Below are 18,783 nucleotides of genomic sequence, written 5' to 3' on the forward strand. Positions count from 1 at the left end.
CATTTGTTTCTCTTTCATTTAAATCAGGATTTGAGATCCGGTTATAGGAATCTCTTATCTTTCACAATATCCCTGATTTTCTACACGTTATGCAGATTTTATCTGTTGAATCAATGAAAGAGATTCGTTTGAGAGATAATGCCTGGTGAATTTACCTTTCTTTTCCAGACGTATGGATCCCTCATGAGCAAGGTCCTGCACAGCCCGGGTAACCGTTGGACCGGCAATACCAAGCTGGTCAGCAAGGTCTTTCCTGGTAATTCCCGGGCTATGTCGTATCACCTTCAGGATCCTCCCCGTAAGGCCTGATGCATATCGTGCGAGAAATAATTGAGCATCCTCGGAATATGTATTGTGGTTTTCGAAGAAATGATCTGATTTTCCCTGATAAAAGATGGTAATCCATTTTTCTTCAGCAATTCGATCCACGTGGTACCGGATAGTATTTTCATTACATCCGGAATTCCTGGCAAGATTATGAAGGTCAATTCCTGGATTTTCGCATATCAGTGCATAAATTTTCCGGCGGATAGGATGATCCAGAACATTTTGAGGAGTAATTCTTCGGTAACCCCTGAATTCGGCCCTCAAACCAGAAGGGGTACACCATAGGTCTCGTATAAAATTCGGGATTATCCATCTGACATCAGGTGCTGATCCCTTTTTTTCCTGTCCTTCAGTGTTCTGTCTCCCGGAATTTCTCTCGTCCGGTTCATTGAACGACACTATCCGGGGTTCCGGGTAACAGCACTCCAGAGGAATGCCAAGAGAAATCAGGAAAAAGCCCAATGCAAAACCAAAACCGGTTGATTGCATAATTCTAATTATTATTGGTAGTGGAAAGGTAAAAGAATTCTCTCATGTAATGTTTGATCCCAACAGGTAGCTTTTCAGACCAGAGTGAGTATTTAGAATACCGGATAATATGATATTATCGGTAACCAAGTGTTACTGAATAGCTCTGGAGGTGAGTTTTTCGCATTATCTTTTAAAACCCCCTCACAAGGTCAAAATCTGTACATAGTTATTTAATTACACAAATCACACATCACCCCCCGGTTCATCTGATAGCCCTGAAAAACCAGGTTAATATCAGGAGATCAGATGGACATATTTTTTAAAGGTTTACCTGGTATGGATAGTTCTGTGAAAGAGTCGTAAAAAGTTAAATTGTGTCCCTATTTAGAAATTTTTAGAACCTGGGATAATTTTTTTTAAAAAATAGAAAAAGGATAATTAATAACCACGAATTTCTTCGCGGACCTTCTCGAGATTTTCTATCCTTTTTTCAAGTGCCGGATGAGTAGAAAAGAGAGCAGCGAGAGATTTACCTGATATTGCAGGAATAATATAAAATGCATTAGCCCCTTCCGCTGCTGCTCTGGTCTGTACAGGTACCCGATCCATCTTTCCGCTGATTTTTTGCAGAGCAGAGATGAGTGCATCAGGATCCTCTGTAATATATGCTGCTCCCCGGTCTGCAGCAAATTCACGGTACCGTGATAATGCCATCATGAGCAACGTTGCGATAACCCAGACAACTGCTGCAACAATACCTGCAATTATCCATGCTCCTCCCTGCTCACGGTTAAATATTGAAGCAAATAGGAAATTATTCATAATCATGGATGCAATCATGGCAAGAAATCCAGCGACGGTCATGGTAAGGATGTCACGGTTTTTGACATGGGCAAGTTCATGAGCCAGAACTGCTTCTAGTTCATTTCGGTTCAGCGTCGCCATTATTGAATCAGTAACCGCAACAACTGCATGGTTCGGGCTTCTGCCAGTGGCAAAGGCATTTGGCATGGGAGATTGCATGATGGCGATTCTGGGTTTTGGGATCTGTGCAATTGAACATAAATTTTCTACCGTGCGGTGCAGCTCAGGATATTCATCATTCTCGATGATTCTGGCACCTGTTGTCATCAGTACCAGTTTATCTGAAAAGAAGTACTGAACCAGACCCATTCCTACAGCGATAACTATAATGAACACAGAAGGAAGCCCCAGAGCAATGAGAACTCCCATAAAGACAAGATAAACAAATAATAACAGAATCCAGGTGAAAAAGATCCTTCCCGACAATCCGGTGTCACGTTTCCATTTCATAGATAAACTCTGATAATACGTTTATCTCCGAATGGGATAAGGATTCATCATCCGATAAGCTACCTGAACCGAATGACCTGTTCTGTTCTTCTGAAAATCGATAGCTCACTGCAGAGTATCTGCCACAATTTTGAAATTCTCAGAAGACATGAGTATGGTATCACCATGATCCCAACTCAGGACCTGGAACGTTTTGGAACTGACGGCTTGTCTTCCGAAACGGTTTTGGAATCCAGAAAACTTTATGGGAAGAACGAATTAACTCCCCCGAAGCGGATACCGGTCTGGAAACAATATCTTGAAAAATATCAGGATCCGATCATCCGCATTCTGCTCGTTGCAGTCGTTCTTTCCGCTCTCGTTGCATTACTAGAGGGCGAAAGCCTCATTGATACCCTTGGAATCGCTCTTGCAGTCATCCTGGCAACAACGATTGCATTCCTGACCGAGTTCAGGAGTAACCGGGCGTTTGATGCATTAAATGCCATGCGTGAGGATACCGGTGTTAAAGTTATCAGAGATGGCAGTCCGGGCAGCATTCCGATGCGGGATATCGTCGTTGGCGATGTAATTCTGCTGGAAGCTGGAGATATGGTTCCGGCAGACGGGTACCTCCTCGTTGCAGCTGAGACCGAAGCAGATGAGTCAGCCTTTACCGGAGAGAGCGAACCGGTGAAGAAAATTGTTCAGGATTCTGTCCTCAAAGGTTCCTACATTACCGGTGGCAGGGCAACCATGTTTGCTGCAGCTGTTGGTGACCGGACAAAAATGGGGCAGATTGCGTCGTCACTCACCGAAGGGACACGACCTGAAACCCCGCTTCAGATTAAACTCCATGATCTCGCCCACCTTATCAGTAAATTCGGGTACATCATGGCCGGGCTGATTATCGGGGTTGTTTTAATTCAGGATTTTGTTATTGGTGTTCCTCCACAGACTCCGATTGAGATCTTCAGTGTGATCCTGCATGCCTGCATGTTTGCCGTTGTCATCATCGTGGTCTCTGTTCCAGAAGGTCTTCCGGTGAGTGTTACGGTATCACTTGCTCTGACCATGGGGAAGATGACCAGAGCAAAAAGCCTGGTAAGACGACTTATTGCCTGTGAGACGGTCGGTTCGGTGACGGTCATATGCACGGATAAAACCGGTACCCTTACTATGAATCAGATGGAGGTTGCCGCATCATCTGTAGAAGTGCCTGAAATCTCCAGCGGCCTGCCGAAAACCCCCTCTGAATGGATAACCCTCAATGCTGCGGTGAACAGCACGGCAGAACTGGAGTATCATGAGGATCGGTTGATCACCGTTGGAAACTCAACCGAGGCTGCCCTTCTCAGATGGCTGCACCGGACCGGAGTCAGCTACACTGATATCCGGCATGCCTGGCCTTCCATCTCCCAGGATTTTTTCAACTCCAAGAAGAAACAGATGTCAACCATCTTTGAGTACGACTCAAAACGGTATATCCTGGTGAAAGGTGCACCGGAGATCGTTGCAGCCAGGTGCAGTCCCGCTCCTGATCTCTCCAATCTTCATCATCTTGCACAGCGGGCCATGCGAACCCTTGCGTTTGCCCACGGAGAACTGAAACCGGATGGTGAGGAACCTTCAACACTCATCTGGGACGGGTATGTGGGAATTCGTGATGAAGTCCGTCCTGATGTTCCGGAGGCAGTGAAAACCTGTAATGATGCCGGTATAACCGTTAAAATGGTGACCGGGGACAGCCCTGAGACTGCAACGGCAATCGCACGGGAGACAGGAATTTTCAGGGATGGGAAGGTCATGACCGGCCCGGAGTTTCGTGAGTTATCTGATGAAAAGCGACGGGATATCGTTTCTGATCTCCAGGTTCTTGCACGATCCGAGCCTCATGACAAACTTCTCCTGGTCAAGGCCCTGCAGGCAAACGGGGAAGTCGTGGCCGTTACCGGTGACGGGACAAATGATGCCCCGGCCCTTCGGAATGCTGATGTGGGACTGGCCATGGGGATTGCCGGAACTGAGGTTGCGAGAGAGGCAAGTGACATCATTCTTCTTGATGACTCATTCCCGACCATAGAGCGTGCGGTCTGGTGGGGTCGGGCTCTCTATGAAAACATCCAGCGGTTTTTGATCTTCCAGCTCACCATCAACATCTCCGCTGCGATACTGACATTTATCTCTCCGCTTCTTGGTTTTCCCCCGCCGTTTACCATCATCCAGTTACTCTGGATCAATATCATCATGGACTCGCTGGCAGCCCTTGCACTCTGTTCAGAGGCTCCTCATCCTGCTCTCATGAACCGAAAACCCATACCCAGAACCGCTTCGGTAATCACACCCTACATGAAATTTTCGATCCTGATAACGGCTATGATTTATATTGTAGTCGGCATTACCTGTATGATAACCGGTCTTCCGTTCATGGAGACCCCCGAACAGCAGGCAACCGCGTTCTTTGCCGGTTTTGTAATCGCCCAGGTCTGGAACGGGTTTAACTGCCGGGGTATTAACGGGATCATGCCTCCGCTGTTCAGAGGCAACCCGGTATTTTTTGTTATAATGGGACTTATTGTTGGAATACAGATCCTTATTGTCCAGTATGGGGGAGAGATCTTTGATACGGTTCCCTTAACTCCCCTGCAATGGATAGTGATCGGAATCGGGACGATGCCTGTCCTTCTCATATGGCCGTTCCTTCGGTTTTACCACCAGAGGACAAAAAAATTATAAATTTTCCGGAGATGGAAGACGGGTTATGAGAATTTTATCAATTCTGTGCCCGTCCATATCAACAACTTCGTATTCATTTCCATCATAGGAAAAATAATCGCCGGTTGCAGGAATACTTCCCATTTTGTAGAGTATAAACCCGGCCATGGTTCGGAATGCCCCTTTTGATGACTCTTCTGAACAATCAATCCCGGTTATTTCATAGAGTTCCTCAGGTGAGGTTCTCCCGTCAATCAGCCAGGACCCATCATGCCTCCTGGTAATCAGGGGCTCTTCATCATCCTGGTCAACTCTGGAGAGGTCTCCGACCAGTGCCTCGAGCAGATCATGAAGGGTGATAAGGCCTACAACTGAACCATATTCATCAATGATGACTGCCAGGGGCGATGTAGCTGTTTTAAATCGACGAATCAGGTCAAGGGCCTTCATATTATCAGGCACGACAAGAATATCCTGCATGATCTTTGAAAAATCAACTTCGGTGTTTTTATGTGCAATAAGCCAGAGATCACGGATTGATATAATGCCAATAATTGAATCCAGTGTATCCTGGTAGATTGGGTACCGTGTATGACCTGTTCTTTCAATTATCTCAAAATTTTTTGTGATAGGATCATTGAGATTCAGGGCAACAATGTCTGGACGGGGTATCATCAGGTCTGCAATCTGGCTGTCACCAAATTCAAAAACACTCTCTACCATGTCCTGTTCTGTCTCGTCGATGATACCCGACTCGGTCCCTTCTTCCAGGAGCATATGAATCTCCTCTTCAATCACATCCGGGGAAGTTACCGGTGATATCCCGAAGAGTTTTACGATAATATTGGTCAGCCCTGAAGTAAGATACGAGAACGGGGAGAAGATCCGGGTAATAAGGATGAAAACCGGGGCAACAGTGCAGGCAATCCGCTCAGGATTTGCAAGGCCTATTCGTTTTGGAACCAGTTCTCCTATGACGATGGAGAAGTATGTGATCAGAAGGATAATAAAGGTCAGGCTGATAGCAGCACTATAATGACCAATAATTGGAATCGATCTGAACAAAGGTTCCAGTGATCCTGAAAATGTTGCTCCTCCATATGCACCAGTACATACCCCGATAAGGGTTATCCCTATCTGAATTGAAGATAAAAATGAGGTCTGATCCTCAAGGAGCGATAATGCTGCACCGGCCCCGGACCTATTCTCCGATACCAGTTGTTTGAGCCGCATCTTTCTGGACGAAACCAGAGCAAATTCTGCCATGGAAAAGAAACCATTGGCAATAATGAGAAGTATTAAAACGAGAATATCAATAATGGCTGCCATAGGCGGTTATGAAAATATACATATGCATTACTGTTTCGAGAATATTTGTCTTTTGCATCCGGTTTTTAAGGAATCATTTTTGTGATTCCCCCCGGTTGGTTCGGGGTATATCTGTTTTTGCCTTTCTGTGGGAGTACTTTTTTTCTCCATATCGCCCACAAGTACCCGCACATGGTCCATGTCCAGTCAGAAGAAGAGATAAAATCTTCAGAAATTCGCATGCAGAGACTGAAAGAACGGGTTATTTTCAAAAGTCTCATAATAGATACGATCTTCTGGATCCCCTCCCTTATCCTTGCAGGCATGTCTGGTTCGGTAACCTTATCCACCGAAGCCATCAAGAAAGGGAATGAGATCCTCTCTACCTTTTTCGCCTGGTTGGCTCTGAAAAAGATGTCACAAGGGGGAGCTCATGCGTATGATTACGGCATGGGTAAATTTGAGAACATGACCGGTATCGTGACCGGCATTGTCATGATCCTCTCACTGGTCCTGGTTTTCGGGCTTACTGTCCTGAAGCTTCTCAATCCCCATATGCTCCATGAAGAGGTTACCATCGTTGCAATGATCGTCATGTTCACCGGCATCTGCGTCAGCACCATTCTCTGGAGGGAGAAGGTTCACATTGCAAAGATGGAGTATTCACCGGTCATTGAAGCCCAGATTACTCTGTTTAAGACAAAAGCGATTACGGAATTCGTTGTTCTTGCGGCACTTTTACTGGTATTATTTATTGAGGATAATCCCTGGGAGGATTATATTGATCCGGTTGCATCATTCATCGTCATCGGTTTATTTCTCCTCTCCGGATACCGGACCATATCATCCTCACTTCCTGACCTGCTGGACAAGACCATCGAAGAGGAACTGCAACTGGTGGTAGTCAGATCCCTTGCAGACTTCTTTGATGAGTATGAAGCATTTCATGGCGTCAGATCAAGAAAGTGCGGGAATGATATCTTTATTGAACTCTTCCTTGAGTTTGATGGAAACAGACTGATGGATGATGTCCAGAAGACAATCTATGCCATAAAAGAGTCACTGGAGAAAGAGATCCCCAGGAGTTCGGTGACGATAATGCCATGTTCCGGTAAATTTGGAGGGAAAAAGCAATAAATTCAGGAGAATAGAAAGAATTGAGAAATGACCTGAATGAGAGCAACATCTCTTCATCCTGGAAATTCTCATCATCTCACTCCTTTTAATTCTTTGATCGGCGTGGTCCATTTATCATCCCGGATAGCATCTGGATCCTGGGCTCCCTTGTCAGAGAATTCATATATCCTCTCTTTTTATCATCTTGTGGGCTGGTTTTTCATTCTCCGTCATCCCGTAGGGACCATTGCCAAACCTCACTCAGTGATCCTGTATGGGGTGTTCCAGGTATTCGGTTTCAGTCATTTATTTACCTTATAATCTCCTTCCTTTTTTATGGCATTTCGATCACAATATCTCCTTCTTTTTTTATTTATTGTCGCTGCTCTCCTTATTATACCGGTCATGGCAAAAGATACCCATAACCCGGTACCAGAGTATGAAAAACAGATGGCAGAGTTCTTTTATCCAGACAATGCCGTATCCCATATCTATCATGCTACCATCGAACCCCACTGGATTCGATCTGATGCATTCTGGTATGCTGATACCGGCCGTGATATGACCCGGTTCTTTCTGGTTAATATCTCACAGGGCTCCAGAAAGAAGATTATTGATGCAAACCGGCTTGCAAAAGTCCTGGGATCTGCAACCGGGAAACAAATTTCACCCTCACTCCTGCCCATCCAAGAGATGGAGGTGTCATCAGATGAAAAGACCCTGCAATTCACCTCTTTTGGCTCATCATGGACCTGCGATCTCGTATCGTATGCCCTGACAAAGAATAACCTTCCTGATGAGATAATCTCTGGCATTCCGTCGCCTGATAACACGAAGATCGCCTATGTCAATGGCTCCAATCTCTGGCTGTATACGGTAAGCTCAAAAACCGCTTCTCCCCTGACTACTGATGGAGTTCCTGATTATTTCTACGGAAAGCGATCTGACACGGTCAGGTACCCGGTTTCTGAATTACGCCTTAATTCGACTCCTGCACCATACCTGGTCTGGTCCCCGGATTCATCAAAAATTGTAACCTACCGGGTTGATCAGCGAAATGTAAGTTCCCTTTCGCTTGTCCAGGATGCACCTGGTATTGGTAAGAGGCCTCTATTGTATACCTACAAGTTCGCAACTCCCGGAGATCTGCATATTCCAAAGTATGAACCGGTTGTCATTGACACATCGGTTCGGAGTGTGACTCCTCTGAAATTCAGGGCACAGCCTGAGGTGAGTCTGATGGATACCGACCAGGATATCCTGCAGTGGTGGGATAGTACCGGGAATATCACCTACTCGCTCTTTGTCGAACGGGGAGAGAAAACACTTCGGCTCCTCGCAGGAGATGCCCGGACCGGTACCGTTCGGGAGATACTCAATGAAACCGGTACTTCGTATATTGAGTCAAGCCTTGAATATGCCGGCACCCCGAATATTCATGTCCTCGCGAATGGAGATATCATCTGGTTTTCAGAACGGGACGGATGGGGACATCTGTACCGGTACGATGCCAATGGAACCCTGAAAAAACAGATTACGAAAGGACCCTGGGTAGTCAGGGAAATTCTGGCTGTTGATGAAAAGAATGGCCACATATACTTTACTGCCAGTGGGAAAGAAGAAGGAAATCCTTATTACCACTATCTCTATCGGGTCCAGACCGATGGAAATGATCTCAGGCTCCTCACACCCGGTCAGGCCGATCATTCGGTTTTTCTGTCACCCGACCTCACCTGTTTCATTGATGCCTACTCCCGTGCGGATCTTCCAACGGTTACGGTACTCAGATCCATGGATGGAACCCTGCTTATGCATCTTGCAACCGCTGACGATTCCGATCTTCAGAGAAATGGCTGGTCTCCTGCTGAACGGTTCACCGTAACCGCCCGTGACGGAAAGACTGAACTCTATGGGCTGCTTTTTAAACCAACGAATTTTGACAACACGAAGAAGTACCCGGTCATTGATGTGGTTTACCCCGGCCCCTATACTATTGTCACACAAACCGCCTATCCCGCCTCTCTGACCTGGAACTCTAAAATATACTGGACCTGCCAGATGCTTTCAGAGCTGGGATACATCGTTGTTACCATGGACGGGCTTGGAACGGCGTACCGGTCAAAAGAATTCCACGATGTCAGTTACGGGAACCTGAGTGACTGCGGTCTTCCTGATCATATCACAGGTCTTAAACAACTGCAAGCACGGTATCCATGGATGGATCTGAACCGGGTCGGTATCTATGGGAAATCAGCAGGTGGGTTTATGGCAGCCCAGGCAATGCTCACGTATCCTGAATTTTTCAAAGTCGGGGTCGCTGCATCAGGGGATCATGATTGCAGGTTATATGGTTCATTCTGGGGAGAAAAGTATGAGGGATATCCGGTTACTGACCGGTATCTGGAGCAGGTAACGGCACTCAAGGCATCAAACCTGAAGGGAGATCTTCTTCTCATGACCGGAGATATGGATGATAATGTTCATCCCTCAATGACTATGCAACTGGCAGATGCCCTGGAATCAGCGGGGAAAAAGTATGATCTTATGGTGTTTACCAATAAGAATCATGACCTGAATTATGATCCCTATTATCTGAAGACCATGATGAGGTATTTCGTCAATAAACTTTGAGGATAAATTTTATTACACAAAAAAATTTTTGAAAATGGTCTTCTGGATCAACCGGTGAGCCGTACCATCGATTTTTGGATTTTAATTGCTGCTTCAGCGAGGATAACCTGCATTTCTGATAATTGTTTTAATGCAGCTGCTGCCTCTTCAGATGCAGCCGATGCTCCAACTGCCTCTTCAGCAGTAGCAATAGATATCTTGCTGACTTCAGATACACTTGCGGTAATCTGTTCCACAGCCGCCGCCTCCTCTTCTGAAAGACTTGCAACCTCACCCATATGCAGGGATATCTCTTGTGTCTGCTCGGCGATTGAACGGAATGAGGCAATCGTCTCATTAATTGCAGCGGAGCCTTTGGAGACCTCTCTGGTAGCCAGGTCCATTGCCTGTACCGCTTTTTCTGACTGATTTTGTAAAGTTGCTATAATATTAGCGATATTTTCTGCTGATCCCTGCGAGTCCTGTGCCAGAGTCTTCACTTCATTGGCAACCACTGCAAATCCCATTCCTGCTTCGCCAGCACGTGCAGCTTCTATTGCTGCATTGAGTGCGAGCAGATTTGTCTGATCAGCAATGCCACTGATAATCTCCACGATCTTGCCAATTTCAATCATTTGTTCCCTGATACGAGTGATTATGTCTCCTACATCATTTACTGCACCGTTAATTGCCTGAATCCCTTTTTCAGCGATCGCCGCTTTCTCAACACCCTGAGAGGAAGTAGTATCGGCATCATGACTTAATCTCGCAACTGAATCCACCTTGGCAGCAACCGTTGAGACTGATGTGGAAAGATCTTCCATGGCAGTAAGAACCTGCTGCACTGATCGCTTTGTTAAATCAGCATTTGCCTGGACATTTTCAACATTCTGAGATATTGCATCTGCTCCTGCGGCAAGTTGCTCAACGGTTGCTGCTGATGATTCAGCCGATTGAGACAGATTGGTGACCTGATCTGATATCTCCTGTATAACTGCTTTTAACTCCTGACCAACATGAATACCGATCTGGTTCATTTTTTGTTTTAATACTAAAAGATCGCCTTTCACGGTCAACCCATCGTCAAATCGTGCATTAAAATCAACATTGGCATATCGTTCAGCTACCCGGAGGGTTTCATTCAATGGAATGGTAATGGCATCAAGCATATTGTTAATCCCTGTAACCAAATCTTGGTAAATTCCGATAAATTGTGATGCATCACCACGTGAATTTAAATGTCCTTCCTGTGCCTCACCGATAAGAATACCCATCTGGTCCAGTAATCCATTCAGGGTTTCGATCATCTGATTTAAAGCGGGTGTAATCTCATCAGAGGTATCATGTACTTCCAGCTTTTGTGCTTTCTCACCTGATGCAATCATCTGTATCGTTCGGATGACTTTTCCCTGCAAATCATCGGCAAAAGAGTCCATTACTCTTGCCATAGTTCCAATTTCGTCTTTCCGGTTCATTCCCAGCCTTAAACCGAGATGTCCCTTTCCCATCTCCTGAATCATATTCACAGCCCTGTTTAAGGGACCGGTAATTCCTCTGCTGATATAGATGCCAAGGATAAGAGCAATTACTATTCCGATTATACCTGCAAAAGTACTCATCAATGAGGCTTGTGCAAATATGGAATCAGACTCTGTTTTTAAATTTTCAGCAGCATTCTTATTTATTTCTTTGAGAGAATCAATTGAGGCACCAATATTTTTTCTTACCTTTTGCATCTCACCAAATGTGAGTGAATCAAGGACAACTTTTTCATTTCCTTCATCCCAGTATGCTTGGTTTTCCTTAATCAGGGTCTTATATCGTTCCCAGTTGGTAGTAAATGTAGTAAGTTCCGTTTTTTCAGAATCCAGAAGGTTCGATGACTGGTAATTTTGCATCAACTGATCTACAAGTTTAATATTTTCATCAATTTTTTTCCGGGTATTCTCTTGTTCCTCAGGTATGAGTAGATATTTGTAAAAATCACCCCTGATTTCATACAGAACAGCAGCAGCTGAACCCAGATCCTGAATTGGGATAAGCCGATCATTATATACTGATGTCAGACTGGTGTTCATTGTCTGCATATTAGAATATCCAATGAATGCAACAATACCAATAATCGCTGCGATAAAGAGAAAACTGCCAATGAGTTTTTTTCCGATAGAAATGTTGTCAATGATAGTCATGAGTTCCTCTCTCCTTTTTAAATAGTATTAAATCCGGTATTCATCCCTGCCAATTATTGATTCCCGTTCTCATAGTATATAAAATACATTCCTGTGAGTCTCTAATGCTATTATTACATGCGTTCATGAAAAGTGAGATGCATAGAACTTTCATAAAATCGGTTAATAGCAAGGCAATTCAAATATTATTTCGAAAAACTCTTAAATATAATCATATACTCATAAGGATCTCTCTCCGATTGAAGTGTTCTGAAAAAGAATAAATATTGGTGGATGCCTGAATGGTTCCTATTCATATGGTTCTTGAACAGATCCCTGATACACAAAAGAAGAGAGTGCCGGCATCTAGGGAACCTGCCCGATAATCCATCTTTTTGGTTCGATTGGAGCAGGCATATCATACATCTTCACATCCGGATAATCCTGTGAAATCTTCTTCCAGACTCCGGCTGCCGCATCATACCAAAGTTCGAGATCCTTATAGGGAGTAATGCCCATATCAACCGGAGAGAAGGTATTCTGCTCTGATTCATAGTCCAGGTATTTTTCCATAAGTGTGAGAGTGTAGGACAGGAATGATACGATCTCTTCTGCCCGTGGATACTGTTCCTGACTGATATTCATCCTGATAAGGGTGTAATATGTCTCAGCCAGGGAGTCATGAAGAGCATTATTTATCTTTCCGACCGGGAGTGATTCCCCGGTGCAGATCTGGTATATGGTTGTATTTACCCGATCAAAGAATTTACTATCGTCAAATGGTGGTTCTTGTGCAGGTGGGGCAAGCGGGAGTTGGACCTTTGGAAGGGTGGTCATGACTGCATTTCCGGTTGATATCAGACTTAAAAAAAGCAGGCCCGACATGAATAAAACCACTATACGGCTCATAAACATCATGAGACGGTATGTGCCAAAGGGTTGCCGGTTTAGAGGTTTAGAAAAAAGTAGGTTCAGGCCCGGAAAAAAGGACCTGTTTGGCTTATTTTATGCTGGTGTATGCCAGGTTACTTCTTTCGGAAGGGTGACATTTTCACCATATATCCCAGAGCCAAGCCACCAGGTATCATCTACTGCCTCTACATACCCAAGTTTCTTCTCAACGGTATTGTTATGAGCAGGATTTACATAATGAAATACCACAAACCCTGATCCGTTCAGTGCTGCGTCACGGAGGTTCCGGATAAAGTACTCATTGCTCGCATCAAGCTCTTCCAGTCTGCTCTTTCCGATTAATTCGGTCTGGAGCGGGTGGGCAAGGGTAATCCCGTCAAAATCATAGGCATAGATGTAGAGGTTTCCTCTGAAGAATGATCCGTTCCGGTTCCTAAATTCAGCAAGGACATCTTCCTTTTTATTATCCCGGGCATATTGAACTGCCTCCTGAACAAATGCCACCATTTCTGCAACAGGTTTGTCCAGTGAATCGGATGTCATTTCATTGTCCGTTTGTAATTCTGATTGTGATTGGTTTTCCGTGAGGTTGGTTTCTGTAATAGTGATTGGTTCCACCCTTGCAGGGCTATCCTGCATATCTGCTGAAAGGGAAGTAATACCGCACAAAAAAACCAAACAAATGAGGGTGTTGCACCAATGATCAATATCATGCAGGATCACAAATGATCGATCTCTACCCCTTAAGCTATCAACCAAAATAGACTAATGGATGTATGAACCTGCATGTATCAATTCCCACTTTACATACTGTGTTTGCAAAAATATAGGAAAAACCTGAACCTCTTGACGGTTTTATAATATTCGTAGCAAATTCTTTAATTTTAACTATACCCTCAAATCTGATAAGTTTTTTTATATTATGCACTAATGCAGCTAAAAAGAATTCTCCCTCGCAATTCTCTTTCCCTTTTTGAGAGAAACTCCTAAACCTCATATTATGTTTCATATTACCAAAAACTGGTTCGACCATGTATTTTCGTTTTCGATATAACTCTCTACCAGTGGGGGATTTCACACGTACTTCCATAACTCGTTTACAAATTTCCTGAGTTGTTGCTTGTTTCTCTCTGTTCATAAAAGATTGCCAAACAAACGTCCCGATACTTTGCAATTCCGGAAATGTGATTATTTCTCCCATACAAATCGCCCGACATATCATTTCCATTCGTGAGATATACCCATCATTATCTGAATATTCTGGAATTTTTCTTTCTTTAGAAGGAGGGATGATGAGTTGAATGCCATAATCCAATTCTGCTAAAGAATTCGGGTATGAGAAATAACCTGCATCAGATAGTAGTATATTAGGCGAAATTGATGGATGAATACCCGTAAAAAGGTCTTCGAGTTCATTTAGCATAGGTATTAATAATTTTTTATCGTTTTGCTCATCTGATATCATTGCAGCGAGGATAAATTGATTTTCAGAAACGATAATCTGCCCATTATACCCTTGAATCCAGCCATTGGTGGTTGACATTATCTGACTTTCAGGATCAGTGAGATTTACTTTTGAATCTGAAGATGGCTCTTTTTTAGGCTCTAAAGGCTTTCTACCTCGTTTCTTTTTACCCGATTCTAATTCTTCTTTTTCGCGGTCCAGAATCTTTTCTTCTTGTTTTTTAGATTCGATATCATGTCGTTCAATTAATTTCTCTTTAGCCCGATTAAGAACTTCCTTTCGTTTTTCTTTTGTTGAAAGATGCTCAGGTAGTCGGTTAATCTCCATATCCTGAATATTTATATCATCGTTTTCTAACTCATCAATTTCCTGTGATTCATCAAAAAGCCGACCTAGCTCTGCTTCAAGGTATTTTAATTTTTTATTGGCTGATAAAGAGGCATTACAGCCAAATTTTGATCCATCGAGGGCTAGGACACCGATTCTTGCTATCCCGGATTCTACGATAATTTGAGATAATTGTTTAAAAAGGGATTTGATTTCTTTTGAATTATTCTTCTTGAAACGATAGATCGTTGTATGGTCAGGTGTAAGATTATTGGCGACAATCCGATATCCAATATCATAATGGCAGCACATCTCAATTTTTCTGCTAGATTTTTCTCCACGAATCATTGAATAAATTATTATTCCAAGCATTGAACGAGGATCAAAAAAGGCAGAACCGCGACCATCGTCACGATATTTATTAATAAATGGACTAATATCGAGAATCGAAAGAATTTCTAATATGCCATAAGTAATATCATTTTCAGATAGCCAGTCCATCGCATTGACAGGGAGTAAAAATTGTTGTTCATTACCATATCCTCTAATCATGTTATAGCGATGAGACATATAATATATTGATCTTAATAATATATATAATTAAGCTTTAATAATTTATATTAAGCTTTTTTTGTGTTTGTGCAACAGCCTCAAATAATCAAATAATGAGTCATGATTTATTTATTGGATATGATAATACATGGGATTTTTGATTCAGGATTCCATTTGGGCATGCAATAGAACTCTGATCTGAAGCTCTTTTGGAATCTCAATAACCCGGAGTGGACATCTAATACGCCATTCAGGTACACGCGTATATCGTTCTAGCTGGTCACAACCAGACATGATCTTTTCTCTCTCATAGGACTTTATGCACTTTCATGGTCATTGTTATGGAATGGAAGATCTGAGAACTGATGTACAGCGCACCCCATCTGACAAGATACTGACCGATCCACCCTTTTATCTTCCTGAATTCGAGGCATCCTACCGGTACATCATTGATGTGTATGAGGTGCCCCCTCGTGACATTGCCATATTTATCCCCTGTGCGGTTCGAAAACCATACAGTACCAGTCCGAGTCACCGGATCATGCGAGCTATCATCGATAAGGTTCTGCAGCCGGATTCATTTCATCTCGTGATCTTTGGAACCTGTGGTATCCTTCCTGCAGAACTGGAGACCATGTACCCCTACGCTCATTATCAGTACATGCTGGGAAAAGTGAAGGATCCATCTATACAGGAGGATTTTCTCAGGATTGAAACCGATCGGGTGGCCGGGTATCTTCAAAAAACAAAAGATACGTATAAAAAACGGATTGCCTATTGTATTGGTCCGTTTCGGAGGGCGTTAATCCAGGGATCCGAACTGGCAGGAGTCCCTATTGATATCATCATGCCAGGAAAGGATGTAATTAATAAAATAATGGAACTTGACTGTCCTTTCCAAGAAGGAAGTCTGAATATGGAAGAATATCTTGAAGAGTTCTATAAAGGTCTTGTTTTGATTCGAGACTCATTATTGTGAATATAATAATTATAATATATTAATAAATGGGTCCTTTTACCTACCGGAAACGATCCGGGAATAGTGTTTGAATATGTGATTCCATAGACGGCCGCTATCGTGACTCTGGAGCCTGACCTAGGTCAGATCAGGTGTCTTAAATCCTTAAATTGAATTTATTTTCAATAATACGCTTAATTTTTGGATAATATGAATGAATATGGTACTCTTTCCATTCTGGAAGGGAAGGAGGGGGGTGAAAAAAGTTATTCTTCAAGGGTAGAGATATCGCCTGGATCCACTCCCATCTCTTTTGCCTTGAGGACACGTCGCATGATCTTCCCGCTTCTCGTCTTTGGCAACTTATCCATAAATTCTATGCCGGATGGCATGGCGATTGGGCCGATGGTCATCCGTACATGGTATGTCAGTTCAGAGACGAGCTTCTGACTTGGTTCATATCCCTGTCTCAGGATAACAAAGGCCTTGACCGCCTGTCCTTTCACATCGTCCGGAACACCGATGACGGCAGCCTCTGCAACCGCTTCGTGGGAGACCAGCGCTGATTCCACCTCTGCCGTTCCCAGATTATGGCCAGCGACGATGATGATATCATCAGATCTCCCCAGGACCATGATGTATCCGTCCTCGTCCTTTACTGCAAGATCCCCGACTGTATACCAGTTTTTAATCTGGTTCCAGTATTGTTTATACCGGTCCGGATTATTGTAGACGGTCCGCATCATCGACGGCCATGGCTCTTTGATGACCAGCAGACCTCCCTGCCGTGCAGGAACCGGATTGCCTTCCTTGTCCACCACATCTGCCACAACTCCTGGTATAGGAACGCCTGCAAATCCTGGTTTCATAGGCTGTCCGAGCGGGGTTGTGATCATGTGCATGCCGGTTTCGGTCTGCCACCAGGTATCAAGGATGGGGCACCTGTTTCTTCCGATAACGCGGTAGTACCATTCAAATGCCTCCGGGTTGAGAGGTTCACCGACCGATCCGATGATCCGGAGGGAGCTGAGGTTATACTTATCCGGCCATTGCTCCCCTACCTTCATGAACATTCGTATGGCGGTTGGAGCGGTATAAAAGACCGTTACACCAAACTCTTCAATAAGGCTCCACCAGATTCCCGGGTCAGGATAATCAGGGGTGGTCTCGGTGATGAGCACCGTTGCTCCTACAGAGAGCGGACCATAGACGATGTAACTGTGTCCGGTGATCCAGCCCGGGTCGGCAGTACACCAGTGGACATCGTTCTCTTTGAGATCAAAGATATATTTGCAGGTGTAATGAGCTCCGACGAGATATCCTCCTGTGGTATGAACAATTCCTTTTGGCTGGCCGGTCGTCCCGCTTGTATAGAGGATAAAGAGCGGGTCTTCACTGTCCATCTCCTCTGGCGGGCATTCATCACTGACTCCTTCCTGGATAGCGTAAAAGTCCACTTCCATCTCTGAATAGAGTTCCACCGGACACCGTTCCCTGCTCAGTACCACAATCTTCTCAACACTGGGAGAGTTCTTAACCGCATCATCCACGATACTCCGCAGTGGGATTAATTTACCTCGTCTGACTCCGACATCCGCAGTTATGACAATTTTTGCCTGTGCATCCCTGATTCGTGCATGGAGAGCCTCTGCTCCGAATCCGGCATAGACGATGGAGTGCACTGCACCAATCCGGGCACAGGCAAGCATGGCGATGATATGCTCAGGGACAAGGGGCATGTACAGACATATCCGGTCCCCTTTCTGAACACCGAGTTTTTTCAGGGCATTGGCAAACCGCATCACAGCCCGGTAGAGCTGACGGTATGTGTAGATCTCCTCTTTCCCCTGCTCACCCTTCCAGATCAGGGCAAGTTTATTTCTCCTTCCGTTCTTAACATGCCGGTCCAGACAGTTTGCGGAGATATTGAGTTTTCCTCCACAAAACCACCGGGCATTCGGCCAGTTCCACTCTTTTACCTTATCCCATGGTTTTATCCAGTCCAGTTCCCTGGCTTTACCTGCCCAGAATCCATCCGGGTCTGATAAAAACTCTGCATAGGCTTTTTTATAATCACCCAGGGCAGAATTTGCCTGATAGGACGGGTCTGGGATGTAGGTTTTGTTGTCAAGTTTGACATCAAAGTTGTCAGCCATTGTTGTTCCACCATCTGGTTCATGTGGGGGCATATCCGGCCGGATCGATGATCATCATATCCGGCTGAATTCAGATCGACAATCAAATGATTGCTGATCGTATGATCAATCGTGTAGAATTGAAAGAGATATAATGATGCATTTGTCGTACAGATATGTAGATCATTATCCTGCATGTTATATTTGAATAAAATTTCAATCAGGCAGCAATTTATCGATTTATTGGTGGTTAGAAAAAATGAGAAGGTCAGTGAATAATATAATCTGCAAACGAGAATTTGTAACTCGCGCAATGATCACCATAATCTGTCGGCCATAGGGTATCTCTATTCTATCGGTTATTTAGTGGTACATATTGCCTTTGCCACCATGTTTGGATATGCAGGCCCGGAGCAGATGAAGATG

General features: G+C 44.2%; 12 protein-coding genes. 4 read left to right on the forward strand and 8 right to left on the reverse strand.

What is annotated here, in order from left to right:
- Positions 1-87: 87 nt before the first annotated feature.
- Together MHUN_RS01750 and htpX are read right to left on the reverse strand one after the other, a co-directional pair.
- Positions 88-816, reverse strand: a complete 729-nt coding sequence (locus tag MHUN_RS01750; protein WP_011447405.1) for a winged helix-turn-helix transcriptional regulator — start codon at positions 814-816, stop codon at positions 88-90.
- Positions 817-1,236: 420 nt separating this feature from the next.
- The gene (gene htpX / locus MHUN_RS01755) at positions 1,237-2,112 is read right to left on the reverse strand and encodes a zinc metalloprotease HtpX (RefSeq protein ID WP_011447406.1); all 876 of its coding nucleotides are present in this window, start codon (positions 2,110-2,112) and stop codon (positions 1,237-1,239) included.
- 165 nt (positions 2,113-2,277) lie between these two features.
- Between htpX and MHUN_RS01760 the strand changes: the two genes are divergently transcribed.
- A complete protein-coding gene (locus MHUN_RS01760) occupies positions 2,278-4,827 on the forward strand; it encodes a calcium-translocating P-type ATPase, PMCA-type (protein ID WP_048067711.1) in 2,550 nt (849 codons plus the stop codon).
- Here MHUN_RS01760 and MHUN_RS01765 read toward each other — a convergent pair.
- A complete protein-coding gene (locus MHUN_RS01765; protein ID WP_011447408.1) occupies positions 4,822-6,135 on the reverse strand; it encodes a hemolysin family protein in 1,314 nt (437 codons plus the stop codon). The two genes, MHUN_RS01760 and MHUN_RS01765, sit on opposite strands and share 6 nt — an antisense overlap.
- Positions 6,136-6,306: 171 nt before the next feature.
- Here MHUN_RS01765 and MHUN_RS01770 point away from each other — a divergent pair, with 171 nt between their 5' ends.
- Both MHUN_RS01770 and MHUN_RS01780 read left to right on the forward strand, forming a co-directional pair.
- On the forward strand, positions 6,307-7,251 hold the full coding sequence (locus MHUN_RS01770; RefSeq protein ID WP_048067193.1) for a cation diffusion facilitator family transporter: 945 nt from the start codon (positions 6,307-6,309) through the stop codon (positions 7,249-7,251).
- Positions 7,252-7,566: 315 nt separating this feature from the next.
- The gene (locus tag MHUN_RS01780; RefSeq protein WP_011447411.1) at positions 7,567-9,861 is read left to right on the forward strand and encodes a S9 family peptidase; all 2,295 of its coding nucleotides are present in this window, start codon (positions 7,567-7,569) and stop codon (positions 9,859-9,861) included.
- A gap of 47 nt (positions 9,862-9,908) precedes the next feature.
- Here the strand turns inward: MHUN_RS01780 and MHUN_RS17085 are convergent, their stop codons facing one another.
- The 4 genes from MHUN_RS17085 to MHUN_RS01800 form a co-directional block, all read right to left on the reverse strand.
- Positions 9,909-12,029: a methyl-accepting chemotaxis protein gene (locus tag MHUN_RS17085; RefSeq protein ID WP_011447412.1), complete on the reverse strand. Its 2,121-nt coding sequence runs from the start codon at positions 12,027-12,029 to the stop codon at positions 9,909-9,911.
- Positions 12,030-12,374: 345 nt separating this feature from the next.
- Positions 12,375-12,893, reverse strand: coding sequence for a hypothetical protein (locus MHUN_RS01790; RefSeq protein WP_048067194.1), 519 nt, complete (start codon positions 12,891-12,893; stop codon positions 12,375-12,377).
- A gap of 120 nt (positions 12,894-13,013) precedes the next feature.
- Positions 13,014-13,463, reverse strand: a complete 450-nt coding sequence (locus MHUN_RS01795; RefSeq protein ID WP_239441554.1) for a cache domain-containing protein — start codon at positions 13,461-13,463, stop codon at positions 13,014-13,016.
- Positions 13,464-13,671: 208 nt separating this feature from the next.
- The gene (locus MHUN_RS01800; RefSeq protein WP_011447335.1) at positions 13,672-15,282 is read right to left on the reverse strand and encodes an IS1182-like element ISMhu2 family transposase; all 1,611 of its coding nucleotides are present in this window, start codon (positions 15,280-15,282) and stop codon (positions 13,672-13,674) included.
- A 328-nt stretch (positions 15,283-15,610) separates the two neighbouring features.
- Between MHUN_RS01800 and MHUN_RS01805 the strand changes: the two genes are divergently transcribed.
- On the forward strand, positions 15,611-16,243 hold the full coding sequence (locus MHUN_RS01805; protein WP_048067195.1) for a DUF5591 domain-containing protein: 633 nt from the start codon (positions 15,611-15,613) through the stop codon (positions 16,241-16,243).
- A 245-nt stretch (positions 16,244-16,488) separates the two neighbouring features.
- On the opposite strand, the gene acs is transcribed toward MHUN_RS01805, so the two are convergent.
- Positions 16,489-18,378 (reverse strand): acetate--CoA ligase, encoded by a 1,890-nt coding sequence (gene acs, locus MHUN_RS01810; protein ID WP_011447416.1) that lies wholly within the window; start codon positions 18,376-18,378, stop codon positions 16,489-16,491.
- Positions 18,379-18,783 lie beyond the last annotated feature (405 nt).

Origin of the sequence: Methanospirillum hungatei JF-1, from assembly GCF_000013445.1 — an archaeon.
GTDB classification, from domain to species: domain Archaea; phylum Halobacteriota; class Methanomicrobia; order Methanomicrobiales; family Methanospirillaceae; genus Methanospirillum; species Methanospirillum hungatei.

Excerpts from the sequence above, each read along its gene's own strand:
- MHUN_RS01750 (WP_011447405.1), bottom strand. The coding sequence starts at position 816 with ATGCAATCAACCGGTTTTGGTTTTGCATTGGGCTTTTTCCTGATTTCT.
- htpX (WP_011447406.1), bottom strand. The coding sequence starts at position 2,112 with ATGAAATGGAAACGTGACACCGGATTGTCGGGAAGGATCTTTTTCACC.
- MHUN_RS01760 (WP_048067711.1), top strand. The coding sequence starts at position 2,278 with ATGATCCCAACTCAGGACCTGGAACGTTTTGGAACTGACGGCTTGTCT.
- MHUN_RS01765 (WP_011447408.1), bottom strand. The coding sequence starts at position 6,135 with ATGGCAGCCATTATTGATATTCTCGTTTTAATACTTCTCATTATTGCC.
- MHUN_RS01770 (WP_048067193.1), top strand. The coding sequence starts at position 6,307 with ATGGTCCATGTCCAGTCAGAAGAAGAGATAAAATCTTCAGAAATTCGC.
- MHUN_RS01780 (WP_011447411.1), top strand. The coding sequence starts at position 7,567 with ATGGCATTTCGATCACAATATCTCCTTCTTTTTTTATTTATTGTCGCT.
- MHUN_RS17085 (WP_011447412.1), bottom strand. The coding sequence starts at position 12,029 with ATGACTATCATTGACAACATTTCTATCGGAAAAAAACTCATTGGCAGT.
- MHUN_RS01790 (WP_048067194.1), bottom strand. The coding sequence starts at position 12,893 with ATGTCGGGCCTGCTTTTTTTAAGTCTGATATCAACCGGAAATGCAGTC.
- MHUN_RS01795 (WP_239441554.1), bottom strand. The coding sequence starts at position 13,463 with ATGACATCCGATTCACTGGACAAACCTGTTGCAGAAATGGTGGCATTT.
- MHUN_RS01800 (WP_011447335.1), bottom strand. The coding sequence starts at position 15,282 with ATGTCTCATCGCTATAACATGATTAGAGGATATGGTAATGAACAACAA.
- MHUN_RS01805 (WP_048067195.1), top strand. The coding sequence starts at position 15,611 with ATGGAAGATCTGAGAACTGATGTACAGCGCACCCCATCTGACAAGATA.
- acs (WP_011447416.1), bottom strand. The coding sequence starts at position 18,378 with ATGGCTGACAACTTTGATGTCAAACTTGACAACAAAACCTACATCCCA.